This is a genomic window from Marinomonas pollencensis, assembly GCF_003387375.1.
GTDB classification, from domain to species: Bacteria; Pseudomonadota; Gammaproteobacteria; order Pseudomonadales; family Marinomonadaceae; genus Marinomonas; species Marinomonas pollencensis.
The window spans coordinates 4,004-16,705 of record NZ_QUNG01000017.1; the positions used below are offsets into that span (position 1 = coordinate 4,004).

The 12,702-nt window shown below is 44.9% G+C and carries 14 protein-coding genes and 1 pseudogene; 8 read left to right on the top strand and 7 right to left on the bottom strand.

Features of this window, described 5'->3' with window-relative positions; genetic code table 11:
* Together hepT (DFP81_RS18635) and mntA (DFP81_RS16560) are read right to left on the bottom strand one after the other, a co-directional pair.
* Positions 1 to 206 (bottom strand): type VII toxin-antitoxin system HepT family RNase toxin (hepT, locus tag DFP81_RS18635; protein WP_425453673.1); only part of this gene is annotated, 206 nt, incomplete at its 3' end.
* A gap of 112 nt (positions 207 to 318) precedes the next feature.
* Complete coding sequence (gene mntA, locus DFP81_RS16560; RefSeq protein ID WP_115899001.1) at positions 319 to 696, bottom strand: type VII toxin-antitoxin system MntA family adenylyltransferase antitoxin; 378 nt, start codon at positions 694 to 696, stop codon at positions 319 to 321.
* Between the two features lie 312 nt (positions 697 to 1,008).
* On the opposite strand from mntA (DFP81_RS16560), the gene DFP81_RS16565 reads away from it, so the two are divergent.
* From DFP81_RS16565 to DFP81_RS18465, 3 genes are read left to right on the top strand one after another with little or no spacing between them, the layout of a single operon-like run.
* Positions 1,009 to 1,332 (top strand): helix-turn-helix domain-containing protein, encoded by a 324-nt coding sequence (locus DFP81_RS16565; RefSeq protein ID WP_425453671.1) that lies wholly within the window; start codon positions 1,009 to 1,011, stop codon positions 1,330 to 1,332.
* Positions 1,322 to 2,671 (top strand): type II toxin-antitoxin system HipA family toxin, encoded by a 1,350-nt coding sequence (locus DFP81_RS16570; protein ID WP_115899003.1) that lies wholly within the window; start codon positions 1,322 to 1,324, stop codon positions 2,669 to 2,671. Before DFP81_RS16565 ends, DFP81_RS16570 begins: the two co-directional genes overlap by 11 nt.
* An 18-nt stretch (positions 2,672 to 2,689) precedes the next feature.
* Positions 2,690 to 3,694, top strand: a complete 1,005-nt coding sequence (locus tag DFP81_RS18465; RefSeq protein ID WP_115899004.1) for a YecA family protein — start codon at positions 2,690 to 2,692, stop codon at positions 3,692 to 3,694.
* A gap of 53 nt (positions 3,695 to 3,747) precedes the next feature.
* Here the strand turns inward: DFP81_RS18465 and DFP81_RS16580 are convergent.
* Positions 3,748 to 3,918, bottom strand: a pseudogene (locus DFP81_RS16580) (transposase); the annotation flags it as partial.
* A gap of 147 nt (positions 3,919 to 4,065) precedes the next feature.
* On the opposite strand from DFP81_RS16580, the gene DFP81_RS18135 reads away from it, so the two are divergent.
* Positions 4,066 to 4,278, top strand: coding sequence for a hypothetical protein (locus tag DFP81_RS18135; RefSeq protein ID WP_147299460.1), 213 nt, complete (start codon positions 4,066 to 4,068; stop codon positions 4,276 to 4,278).
* On the opposite strand, the gene hepT (DFP81_RS18585) is transcribed toward DFP81_RS18135, so the two are convergent.
* From hepT (DFP81_RS18585) to DFP81_RS16595, 3 genes are all read right to left on the bottom strand, one after another.
* A complete protein-coding gene (gene hepT / locus DFP81_RS18585) occupies positions 4,275 to 4,565 on the bottom strand; it encodes a type VII toxin-antitoxin system HepT family RNase toxin (protein WP_342769968.1) in 291 nt (96 codons plus the stop codon). The genes DFP81_RS18135 and hepT (DFP81_RS18585) overlap by 4 nt on opposite strands.
* Before the next feature lie 112 nt (positions 4,566 to 4,677).
* A complete protein-coding gene (mntA, locus tag DFP81_RS16590) occupies positions 4,678 to 5,055 on the bottom strand; it encodes a type VII toxin-antitoxin system MntA family adenylyltransferase antitoxin (protein ID WP_115899005.1) in 378 nt (125 codons plus the stop codon).
* A 23-nt stretch (positions 5,056 to 5,078) separates the two neighbouring features.
* Entirely contained in the window at positions 5,079 to 5,945 is an 867-nt protein-coding gene (locus DFP81_RS16595) for a YicC/YloC family endoribonuclease (RefSeq protein WP_115899006.1), read from the bottom strand.
* Positions 5,946 to 6,106: 161 nt separating this feature from the next.
* On the opposite strand from DFP81_RS16595, the gene rph reads away from it, so the two are divergent.
* The 4 genes from rph to DFP81_RS16615 all read left to right on the top strand — a co-directional run bounded on the left by rph (position 6,107) and on the right by DFP81_RS16615 (position 10,941).
* Positions 6,107 to 6,829, top strand: coding sequence for a ribonuclease PH (gene rph, locus DFP81_RS16600; protein ID WP_115899007.1), 723 nt, complete (start codon positions 6,107 to 6,109; stop codon positions 6,827 to 6,829).
* A 240-nt stretch (positions 6,830 to 7,069) separates the two neighbouring features.
* A complete protein-coding gene (locus tag DFP81_RS16605) occupies positions 7,070 to 7,867 on the top strand; it encodes a substrate-binding periplasmic protein (protein ID WP_115899008.1) in 798 nt (265 codons plus the stop codon).
* 19 nt (positions 7,868 to 7,886) lie between these two features.
* Positions 7,887 to 10,319 (top strand): putative bifunctional diguanylate cyclase/phosphodiesterase, encoded by a 2,433-nt coding sequence (locus DFP81_RS16610; protein WP_181903123.1) that lies wholly within the window; start codon positions 7,887 to 7,889, stop codon positions 10,317 to 10,319.
* A gap of 109 nt (positions 10,320 to 10,428) precedes the next feature.
* The gene (locus tag DFP81_RS16615; protein ID WP_245959200.1) at positions 10,429 to 10,941 is read left to right on the top strand and encodes a hypothetical protein; all 513 of its coding nucleotides are present in this window, start codon (positions 10,429 to 10,431) and stop codon (positions 10,939 to 10,941) included.
* Between the two features lie 92 nt (positions 10,942 to 11,033).
* Here the strand turns inward: DFP81_RS16615 and ushA are convergent, their stop codons facing one another.
* On the bottom strand, positions 11,034 to 12,641 hold the full coding sequence (gene ushA / locus DFP81_RS16620; protein WP_115899010.1) for a bifunctional UDP-sugar hydrolase/5'-nucleotidase UshA: 1,608 nt from the start codon (positions 12,639 to 12,641) through the stop codon (positions 11,034 to 11,036).
* Between the last annotated feature and the right edge of the window lie 61 nt (positions 12,642 to 12,702).

The following is a 12,702-nucleotide window of genomic DNA, read 5'->3' on the forward strand; positions in this document are numbered from 1 at the left end:
AGTGTTTGATAGTCATGCACGGCAATATTGCGAAGCCCGACCATTTTCTGAAGGCTTAGGGCTAGTGGGGCAGAAATAAAGCCAGCTTTTTTGAGTAATTCAAAGCTGTCGCGGCTGCTTTGGGGGATGCCTGTTTGGTGCTGCTTGTTAAGTATATTAGCGGCATCAATGCTTGCTTCGCAGGCGCGCTGAAGGTTCAGGATTATAGAATCTTGGCTGGTGTAATCGGTATCGAACTGCTCTCTTGCAGAGAGTAAACTTCTCGAATGCGTTTCAAACAGCGGTCAATCGTTGCTAACTTATTGATAATTAAGTCATTCATTTCAAGTACTCCTGCAGAATATCCGCTCGCTCTTCATTCAAGTGTTGATACATGGACATGACCTGCATTTCAAACTTAGTTTGCTCGTTTCCGCTACCGAAAAGCAGCTCGCCATTCATGATGACTTGGTTCTGTAAGACCGTTGAGGCGGTTAATAAGTCTACCAAGTCGACATCCTTATCGAGTTTGATGGCAAGGGTTTGCTCTAGGTCGAAACGTGCTACTGGATCTAATTTTTTCTTAAGCAGCACGGCAATATCTATATCACTTGAAGGCGCGGCATTGCCGTCTGCTTGAGAGCCAAACAAATAGACTAGCCGAACCGTTGGCATCAGCTGTTTTATTGCTTGTGTTAGATTCTCTCTGTCCAGCATTACGCCACCTTTCGTTTTATTGATTATTCAATATTTTGGATCTGCTCATTGAGTAGCGGCCTAGACCCTAACAAACTCAATGAGTTATCGAAAATAAACCGTTCAAAAATGCCTGTTTGCCCACCAAACTGCCCACCACTTGCCTATGGCTTTTACTAAATCTTAGTGGTTAGCAATGGAAAAACAGTGCCGTTTTTATGCTGCTGTTAGAGCTAAAACATAGCAGTTTTGAAGGGCTTTATCGAGTGATTTTTCAACACCTCATCCGTTGGTGGATACAATAGTATCCAATTTCTGTTTTATTTCGCTATAATGGATATAACTGTATCCACTCGGTCTTTGCGGATGAATTTTACCTTACTTGATGATGCCGATGTAAGCCAAGCCTATGCGGCTTATTTACGTGAGTTACGCAAGCAGGCAAAGCTGTCACGAGCGGCGCTTGCTGAGCGAAGCTGCGTGCCTGCGGCCACCATTAAGAAATTTGAGCTGACTGGGCAAATTTCATTTCGCCAATTGCTGTTGTTATGGCAGACCCTTGATTCGCTAGATAGGCTTTATCAGCTCACACAACCTAGCAAAGAACGCGCTGCTATGCCCACGAGTATTGATGAGGTGCTAAAAGATGAGTTTTAAACCGATTCAGAAGCTTAATGTTACTCGTACGCTAAGCTCAGGTGAGCAGATCTCTGTTGGAGTCTTGGCGCAGAATCGGCAAGGCGTTTTTTTTCAGTATGCAGACAGCTATTCACAGCAGTTTGGCAATTTATCACCGTTTACCTTGCAAGCGAATACGCAAGTTCAAGCTGCACCTAAAGCGCCGCACCAAGGTGTACATGGCGTATTTGGAGATTGTTTGCCCGATGGCTGGGGCATGCTGTTACAAGATCGTATTTTTCGGCAAAAGGGCATCCTACCTAATCAATTAACGGCGATGGATAGACTGGCCTTTGTCGGTGATAAAGGCATGGGAGCATTGTCTTTTTCTCCGGTGTCTGAGTTTTCAGCCACCACGCATGCGGATATTGATTTAGCAACCTTGGGCTTAGAAGCACAAACGCTGTTCGATTCTTCGATGTCAGATTATATTGATGATAATCACGATGAGTTAGATGGACATACGCAACAGGTGTTGGCCGCATTAGTCGCTGGCGGTAGTTCGGGTGGGGCAAGACCTAAGGCACAAATTTATATGCCTACTGGAGAAACTCAGCATTGTCGAACCTTTGCAAAGCCTGGTGATGAAGCGTGGCTGATTAAATTTACTTCTAAAAATCTCGCACTCGGCCATGAAGAAGGTTTGTGCGAGGCGGTCTATTTACAAATGGCTGAACAAGCTAAGTGTCAACCACCGCTATGGCAACTCATTGAAGCACCACCTACAAGCGGTGCGTCTGCCTGGTTGGCGCTTAAGCGTTTTGATTATGTCACTCAACAGACCAATTTAAGCGGTAATCGCAGTTCAGGTCGCCTGCATATGCACAGCGCTTGCGGGCTACTGGATGCAGACTTTCGAACGCCAAGTTTAGATTACATTGATTTGATTAAAGCCAGCCGTCAGTTGTGTAAATCACCAGCCGCCGGGCAGCTGCAATTTCGCCGCGCCGTTTTTAATCTACTGTCGTCTAATCAAGACGACCACAGTAAAAACTGGGCGTTTTTGCAAGCGGATGACGGTCAATGGGATCCTGCACCTTTTTACGATGTTACCTACAGCCCACATCCATTCAACGAACACGCCACTGCTTTCGGAGGTTATGGCAAAGCGCCACCGCTTAAGGTGATGCAAAAACTTGCTACCAGTGCTGGCTTTTCGAATTGGAATGATGCAAGGCAAGTCATTGAAGAAGTTGCAGAAGCCATCAGCCAATTTACGTATCTGGCACAGCAGCAAGGGATCAGTAAAACAACAGTGTCTGCGATTGCTAAGACATTGGATCAGCGCAAACAGGAAAATGCAGCGCTTTTTCTATAACAATAAGAAGGGACAGCTATGAAGCTCGGTCGTAACGATCCTTGCCATTGTGGCAGTGGTAAAAAATTTAAACGTTGTTGTATGGGCAGCGTTTCCAAGCAACATGCCCAAGTCTTCGATGATGTTGAAACCATGCTGGCAATGAACCCAAATTCGAGCCTTGATGAACTCAATGCTGCTTTACAACACAAAGTTCAGGATCGTAATAATCAACCTCATCCCGATTTTTGTGGTGTAACGCCAACGCAAATGGCCAATTGGCTGTATGCGCCTTTTGCTGAATTACAGTGGGTGACAATCAGCACACCCAACTCTCTCTCAGCCAGCCCAGTGATGCGCTATTTAGCTCTCATTCTTGATGAGGCCATGGCCCAAGAAGGCTCCTTCAAAGCGACCAGTAAAGGTAACTTACCGGCTAAATTAGTCAAACAGGCCAGTGAGTTATTGCCTGAGTTTGCCGTTGCTCAATTCGAACGTGATATAAGTATCAGTGAGTTTGCGGGCAGCAACGAAGACAAGTTCAATGCCTTGCACTACAGCCGAGTGCTAGCCGAAATTAGTGGCATTATTTATCGGCGCAGTGGTCGCTACCATGTAAAAAAATCAGCGCAAAAACAGTATCAAGCGCTAGGCATACAGACCTTTTTCAAACCTATGTTAGAGGCCGCCATCAGCAAATATAATTGGGGCTATTTGGACGGTTTTGAGTTTGATGCCGACTTGCGAACCTTTTGGCTGTTTATGTTGTGGCGCATTCAAAGCCACAACAAGGTGGATCAATTGGTAGAAGAAGTGATGACAGCTTTCCCCGACTTACTACAGGGTTTCCCAGCAGATAATTATTTCTCGCCGGAAAGAAACCTAAGCATGCTCATCGAATCACGGTTTATTGAGCGATTTTTACAGTTTTGGGGATTTGTGAGCATTGATCCAAGGCGTTTTTTAAACACGGAACCTATTGGTAGAACGGTACAGGTACTGCCTTTATTAAAACAAACTTTTCAATTCACAATAAATACATAGCAAGGTCATCGTGAGCGAATATCAATACTATAAATTTGAGCGTCTGGATGGGTAGATTCACCACGGATCTCTGAGCGGAGTTGTCTCACCCATTTATCCATAGTGGATTTGCCCACTCCCATCGCTTCAGCCGCTTCTGCAACACTATAATTTTGTTCTGTAACAAGCTGTGCCGCTTCTAAACGGAATTCAGGGCTAAAATTAGGTTTTCTTGGTTTAGTCATTTGTTCACCTGTAAAGTTATGAGATGGTTTTATCATCTCTAATCAGGTGGCCAAATTCACTATGCCACTACAGATATCGTAAAGCAGTTTTTTTATGCCAAAGCCTTAAAGGTTTATGCTCAAAATGCTGAGGTGGGGAACGCCTTTGTGTTTCCAGGAAGTGGCCCTTTTCATTCTGTTCATATGATAGAGCGAGGTGAAAAAGGAGCCATTCTCGATGAAGATTACCCACCAATTCGTTGTTTCTATCTTGATCCTATGGAGCTTATTGTATGTTATACAACAGGCCAGAAATTAATTGAGCTGAGTCGTAGCCTAATGAACTTAGCTTATGATGAGCAACGGACAGTAGTGGACTAAGCTGTTTTTTTAACGGCCTCAACAAACTCTTCAAAGTCACTCAGCCTATGCTCCACTACATGCTTCACTATCTCTAAGTTAAGTGTTTGATAGTCATGCACGGCAATATTGCGAAGCCCGACCATTTTCTGAAGGCTTAGGGCTAGTGGGGCAGAAATAAAGCCAGCTTTTTTGAGTAATTCAAAGCTGTCGCGGCTGCTTTGGGGGATGCCTGTTTGGTGCTGCTTGTTAAGTATATTAGCGGCATCAATGCTTGCTTCGCAGGCGCGCTGAAGGTTCAGGATTATAGAATCTTGGCTGGTGTAATCGGTATCGAACTGCTCTCTTGCAGAGAGTAAACTTCTCGAATGCGTTTCAAACAGCGGTCAATCGTTGCTAACTTATTGATAATTAAGTCATTCATTTCAAGTATTCCTGCAAAATGTCAGCTCGTTCCTCGTTCAAATGCTGATACATGGACATGATCTGCATTTCAAACTTAGCCTGTTCGCTCTCGCTGCCGAAAAGTAGCTCGCCATTCATGATGACTTGGTTCTGTAAGACCGTTGAGGCGGTTAATAAGTCTACCAAGTCGACATCCTTATCGAGTTTGATGGCAAGGGTTTGCTCTAGGTCGAAACGTGCTACTGGATCTAATTTTTTCTTAAGCAGCACGGCAATATCTATATCACTTGAAGGCGCGGCGCTGCCGTCTGCTTGAGAGCCAAACAAATAGACTAGCCGAACCGTTGGCATCAGCTGTTTTATTGCTTGTGTTAGATTCTCTCTGTCCAGCATTACGCCACCTTTCGTTTTATTGATTATTCAATATTCTGGATCTGTTCTCTCATTTGTTCAATCAGAACTTTCAACTCTACGGCGCTTTGGGTGGTTTCAACGACGATGGATTTTGAGGAAAGAGTGTTGGCTTCGCGGTTGAGTTCTTGCATGAGGAAGTCGAGGCGGCGGCCGATTGGGCCTTTTTGTTGTAGCTGACGACGGACTTCTTTAGTGTGTGTGGCAAGGCGATCCAGCTCTTCGGCTACATCGGCTTTTTGTGCCAGTAGGACGATTTCGGCTTCTACGCGCATGGGGTCGAGGTCGGCTTTGGCGGCTTCGAGTTTGTCGATCAGGTTTTGTTTTTGTGCGGCGATGATTTCTGGCAATTTGGCTTGCACGTCTACGACAATTTGGTCGATGGCGTCTAGACGTTGTTCGATGATGGCTTTCAGTTGTTCGCCTTCGCGTAAGCGTACTTGAATCAGCTCTTCGACCCCTTTTTGAAAGAGTTCACTAACGGCCTTTTTCATCATATCGAAGTCGTTGCCTTCGTTATCCAAAATGCCGGGCCATTGTAATACTTCGAGTGGGTTAGCTGGATTTAAGTCTTTAAACCAAGTGCCTAATTCATTGATGGCTGTTGCTAATGCTTGGGCATTGTTGGCATTGATATTAAGGCTAGACGCGGCTTTGTCGACGGCTTGAAAGCGCAACTGACACTCTAATTTCCCGCGATTGAGTTTTTTGCGCAGCACATCACGAAAGGCAAATTCAAGTTCACGAAAGCTCTCAGGTAAGCGAAAATGTGGCTCTAGGTAACGTTGGTTTACTGAGCGAATTTCCCAGCTGATGGTGCCCCAATCGTATACAGCTTCTTGGCGAGAGAAGGCGGTCATGCTTGCAGTCATGTTAAATACCCAAAATTAAATAGCATATTGATAAAAGAGCCGAAAAAGCCCGAGCGAATAGTGTACCTGATGAGTAATAGTTTCATAGGGAAGGGGCGCAATTTTGTGTAGGTTCGTTATAATTGGCGCTTTGCAATGGTTCAACTAATAGAGAGACAAATATGCGTCCGAGCGGAAGAGAAGCAGACCAATTACGCCCCCTGAAAATCACACGCAACTTTACCAAACATGCCGAAGGGTCAGTATTGATCGAGTGTGGTGATACTAAGGTTATTTGTACCGCAACTGTGGTCAATGGCGTACCACGTTTCTTGAAAGGTAAGGGCCAAGGTTGGATTACAGCGGAATACGGTATGTTGCCACGCTCAACAGGAAACCGTATGGACCGCGAAGCAGCACGTGGTAAGCAAAATGGTCGCACGGTTGAGATCCAACGTTTGATTGGCCGCTCTTTACGTGCCGCAGTGGATCTTAAAAAGCTTGGCGAACATACCATCACGATTGATTGTGATGTGATTCAAGCAGACGGCGGTACTCGCACCGCATCTATTACCGGCGGCTTTGTTGCGTTAGCGGACGCAATGCGTGTGCTTGTTGAAAACAAAAAGATCAAACAAAACCCCATCGTTTCGCAAATCGCGGCCATTTCAGTTGGTGTTTATAAAGGGGTGCCGGTTTTAGATTTGGATTACCCTGAAGACTCTAATGCAGAAACAGACATGAACGTTATTATGAATGATAAAGGCGGCTTTATTGAGATCCAAGGAACAGCTGAAGGTGAAGCGTTTAGCGATGAGCACATGGTAGGCATGTTGGCAGTGGCTCGCAAAGGGATCGCTGAAATTATTGAGCTACAACGCAAAGCACTGTTTGATGGTGAGTAATTAAGAAAGAGGAATTTTTTGCCTTCTTTAACTGTCTAACAGAAAATTTTTTGTTTAAGAAAATCAGCTACGGCTGATTTTTTTTTGGCTAATATTTAAGTTGTCCCTAATTTTCTCGCATTGTTGGTAATAATCTGTGCCTTAGACTTGAGCGTCGGTTATTTATCAGTCATATTGGATGTCATGCATGTAGCTCATGGAAGTATTGTTAGATTAATGAGATAGAAGGAAGTTTCTGGCATGAAGTATCTTAATAAATCTATGATAAATGGTTTGTTACTGATAATAGGGCTGTGTTGCCAAGGTGCCAGCGCAAAGACACAACACATTGTCTTATATGGCGTGCACTTCCCTCCCTATATGATTGACGCATCCATAATGCCCGCGACAGAGAGCGAGAATAAGGGGCAAGCAGTATATGGCATGGATGTAGATCTAGTTCGTCAAGCGTATGCCACTCAAGGGGTAACGGTGACGTTCCAATTGATGCCGTGGAAGCGCAGCATGAGAAATGTAGCGGCAGGGGTTGGGTTGGGCGCAGTGTCTTGTCGACCCTTACTATCTAGAAAAAAATTCGCATTCTTTTCCCAGAAAATTAGCCAATTTCCCAGTGTGTTTGTTACACGTAACGGGTATTTTGAGGCCGGTGCTTATCCAATGAGTATTGCTAAAACTGAGCAAACTATGGCGATGAATGGCTGGGCTCAAGCAACATTATTAGAGCAAGCTCATATTGCTTACCACACCGTCGGCAGTGTGGAGCAGGGTCTTAACTTACTTTTGCATCGTGATCAGAATGTGTTTCTCACGGCGCGAGCTGGTGCAGAGTTTGAGGCTCGTCGGTTGGGCATAGAAGATCAATTAAGTTTCTATGAGGTGAGTGATTTAACGAAGCACTATTACACGGTGTGCTTTAGTAAGCAGTATCCAAATGCCGAGAAATGGCGTGACATTTTAGATAAAGGATTAGATGAAGTGAGGAAAAACGGCGAGTGGCAAGCTATTGTTGGGCGTTATCGCCCTGCGACGGTGCAGTAACATGAAGGAGAAAAGTAGCATGTTAGCACTTCGTAAGAGGCTCTCTTATAAGCAAGCCAAGTGGGCATTGGGCTTGATGTTATTGTTGAGTGTCGTCATGAGTTCATTTCAGATCTTCTCGGATTGGCGAGAAGAAAAGGCCAGTATTCATCAGCGTATTACAGCGGCCTTCAATGCGGTAGAAAGTGCGACTACAGAAGCGGCATACACACTAAATTCCAGACTTGCCGAGCAAATATTAACGGGGTTAATTCAGTCGAATGTGTTTCGTGAGGTGACCCTAAAAGATGATTTAGATAATCAACTCGCGTATTTATATCGACCTGCGAAAGCGTCGCCTTTTCAATGGATATCAGAGTTTTTATTCAGTGACTTAACAAAAAATCTCGAATTTCCCCTGCAGTACGATAACCAGCTAACAGTTGGTACCGTTATTGGCGTTGTGGATGTGGGCGCGGTTACTAGCAGCTTTGTGTCGCGTAGCTTACGGTTAATGGGCACCATATTAGTCATGACATTGCTATTTGGTGTAGCGATGATGACGTTGTTTTACCTACAAACATCTCGCCCATTAAATCGCTTCATTGCAAAGCTGTCTTTATTAAGTGATAACACCTTGGGTAATGATACTTTGAAGTTCGAAGAAGCTTCACGCAATGATGAGCTGGGGGTTTTGGCGAGAACATTTTTAGCCTTATGGCACCAACAGAAGTATGTTGAAAATAAATTAGAAAAGAGCGAAGCATATTTTAAAGCTGTGTTGCATCAGTCTAGCGAGTGTATGCTACTGGCGAATTTGAAAGGCCGTATTTTAGACTGTAATAGTGAAGCTTGTTATTTATTGGGTTATGACCAAGATGCATTATTAACCCTAAATATTCAGGATATTGATCCAAGGCATCGGCTGCCGTCAGTTGCTGTGGACTTCAAGGAAGCAGAAGAGGTTCAAGTCTTTGAAAGCGAATTTTTACGCAGTGATGGTCACTATATTCCTGTAGAAGTACGTAGCAATGTTATTTCTCTTGATGGCAAGCCTCACTTCTTAGCTTCTATGCGAGACATTACAGAGCGTAAAAAAGATCAGGAAAAAGTGAAGTATCTGGCCTATTACGATGCGTTGACAGAACTTCCTAACCGACGCTTTTTCAATGAACGACTGGAACAGGCCGTTGATAACGCCACACACCTTGGAGTGATTGGTGGTCTGTTGTTTATCGACCTGGATCGTTTTAAAAATGTTAATGATTCATTCGGGCATCATGCGGGTGACACAGTCTTGGTACGAACGGCAAAACGAGTGCAGGCCTTATTGTCTGAGCAAGATATGGTGGCTCGTATCGGTGGGGATGAATTTGTCGCTTTATTGCCTGATTTGTCTTCGGATGATGAGAAGGCAAGGGAAAAAGTCACGCGCTTGGCCAATGAAATATTAACGGCATTGAGTCGGCCGATTCATTTGAATCACACGGAAATATTATTAAGCGCGAGTATTGGTATTAGCTTGTTTCCGTTAGAGCAATCGGACGCGATGAGCATACTACAGAAAGCCGATACAGCTATGTATCAAGCCAAAGAAAGTGGTCGCGGCAGTTTGTACTTCTATAATGACGAGATGAGAAATTCAGTCGCTGAGCGACTTGCCATGGAAAAAGCGCTGCATTATGCCTTAGAAAGAGATGAGTTTTATTTGGTGTATCAACCCCAAGTAGACGGCAACGGTAACATCCTTGGCTTCGAAGCATTATTACGTTGGCACAGTAAAGAGCTTGGCCAAGTACCTCCTAGTCGTTTTATTCCCATTGCTGAAGAAACGGGCTTTATTGCTGAGTTAGGTCAATGGGTGTTAGACACAGCATGTCAGCAACTAAAAAAATGGCAAGAAGCAGGTTTGCCGCCATTATTTAAAGCGTTGGCCATCAATATCAGTCCTTCTCAGTTTGCGAAAGACAGTTTTGTAGAGACTATTGAACAGGTGATTGAACGGACTTGCATTGACCCAAGTTTGTTGGATCTAGAGATCACGGAAGGCATGCTGGTAGAAAGCATTAGCTCTGTGGCCGCTAAAATGCGCAGCCTTAAGAAGCAACAGGTGCATTTTTCAATTGATGATTTTGGGACCGGTTATTCTTCCCTTCGCTACTTACAGCATTTACCCCTAGATCAATTGAAAATTGATCAGTCGTTTGTCAGGGACATATCGCACGACCCAAACAGTCACGTCATTATTAACACAATAGTGTCTATGGCCCGCCATATGAACCTGTCCGTTCTGGCGGAAGGCGTGGAATATGTTGAGGAAAAAAACATTTTGACTGGCATTGGTTGTACACGTTTTCAAGGCTATTACTTTTCTCGTCCAGTGGATGTTCAAAGCGCGACAAACTTGTTGGCCAACGCCTCGTGTTTGCCATTGGAGCTTGTTCCTCAAGAGGCGGAAGCGGTTGCTGATTAAGCCTTGTGTGGCGGTTAATGTTAGCTATTGTGCGCGTTTTTGATCCTCACAATGAGAGACTTCTCTGGCATCATCTTGACTACCTAACAATAAGAATAAGGAGGTAGCGGTGAAACAATGGATGCTAGCAGGTGGGTTGCTCATGGGGCTCAGTTCGGGGCTATTGGCGGCGCCAGTAGATGGACAGTGGTACTTGCAGGATGCGGGCACTACTCAAGATAAACTGGATGCTGCGGTAGACAGTGTTGCCAAAGAAATGAATTTCTTTGTGCGTATGGTGGCTCGACCCATTTTGGAGAAAGAAGCCAGAATTTGCCATCAATGGCAGTTAGCGACACAAACGACACAGTGGCAGTGGCAATGTGACGAAGAGCAAGCAGAGACGATTCCCCTTACGGCAAATCGTTTTAAAACAATAGGGGATGATGATCGTGATATTTTTGCGACATTCCACCAAACTTCGAATCAAGTAGACGTAATATTAGAGTCTGAACGTGGTAAACGTACTAACACATGGAAGCGGTTAGACGCGAATACATTGGAGTACACGGCCAAGTTAGAGTCGGAGAAATTACCTAAGCCGTTAACTTGGACCTTGACCTACACTCATACAAAACCGTAAGTTTTTATGCAAGACACAGATAAATAAAAAGAGCAGCTCACTGTGTGGTCTGCTCTTTTTTTCGTTTGTACGCTGAACACATGCTTTGGTTGTTAGCGCTTAATAGCACCTGTTGGCGCGTAGTCTTGTGTCGCCAAAGGAGAATGGCTGTGGATATAGTCTTTCAAGACATCTGCGTCGGTGTAGCCGGAGTTCACAAAGCCTGGATGTTGGGTGATTTTAGGGTAGCCATCGCCGCCACTGGCTGAAAAGTCATTGAGTGCGACTCGATACTGACGAGTTGAATCTAGCGCTTGACCCGCCACCTTAATGTTTGTCGCTTGGCCATTTTCGAGCGTCAATGATACTCCTTGAATTTGTGCAAAGCCGCCGGTACCAGGCGGAATAGACGCCACGGCAGATAAATAGTCGGTTAGCTCCTGTGCGGAAAAGTCGACGTAGGACACCAGATTGCCAAACGGTTGGACTTGAAGCACACTTTTGTAGGTAATAATGCCTTTTGGCAGATCATCTCGAATGCCTCCTGAGTTCATAATACCAATGTCAGCCTTGGTCTTTTCCATCATGGCACGGGTAATTAAGTTGCCTAAATTGGTAGCGCGATAACGCACACTGTGACGATCACCAATAAAGCGTCCTTCTGCCTTACCTAGCTTAACGCTGAGCTCTTTTTGGCCTTTATCTTGATATGGGGTCAGCAAGGCAATCATGCTGGGATCTTCGGCGATTTTGTCATCCAGCAGAACCCGTTGGCTGATGTCTTTTTTGGTTACGCTTTTCTTCTGTAAGTTAATTGGAATTAACTGGTAGTGAGAAGATTCAATGGCGCCGTTTTTAATCATAAGATCAAGGCGACCTAAGTATTTCCCCCACTCATGCGCTTGCAGAATCAAGGTGCCATTTTGTACGTCAGGCTTGAATAATGGGTCTTGAGAGTGACCTCCAACAATAACATCAATACCAGGTACAGCTCGGGCGAGTGCTACATCCCCTGGGGCGTTGCTACCGTGCTGACCATTATCATAATGACCCATATGAGTCACCGCGATGATGAGATCGGCTTGCTCAGCGAGTTTAGGAATCAGCTTTTTGGCGACCTCGATCGGAGAGCGAATTTCGACGCCTTTTAGGTTTTCTGGGTTGCCTTGCTTGACCGTATCGTCTGTGGTGAAGCCAACCACAGCCACTTTAAGGTCACCTTCTTGGAAAATTTTATAAGCTTGAAACAATGGTTTGCCAGTTTTCTCATCAAATACATTGGCCGATAGGAATGGAAAACCAGCCCAAGCTTGTTGTTCTCTTAGAACCGCCAGAGGGTTGTCGAACTCATGATTACCGATCGCCATAGCGTCGTAGCCGAGTAGACGCATGCCTTTAAAATCTGGCTCTGCGTTTTGCAAATCCGACTCAGGCACCCCTGTATTAATATCGCCACCCGAGAGCAACAGTAGGTGACCATCATCAAGAGCCACTTCTTCACGAATGTTATCGACTAAGGTTTTGCGGGCCGCCATGCCGTACTCACCTTGGCGGTTTTTCCAGAAATGCCCATGGTGATCATTGGTGTGTAAAATAGTCAGATGGTATTCCTTGTCAGGCTGCCAATCTGGCTGCCGCGGAGTCATTACGGTACAACCTGCGATGAGAGCGATAACACTAAAAATGATGAGATGTTTGATAACGTGTGAGAGCCGTTTCATGTCTTGCTTCCTTTAAAGTCTTGATAAGGCGCGTAGAAGATTTATAGGCAAGGTAACGTAA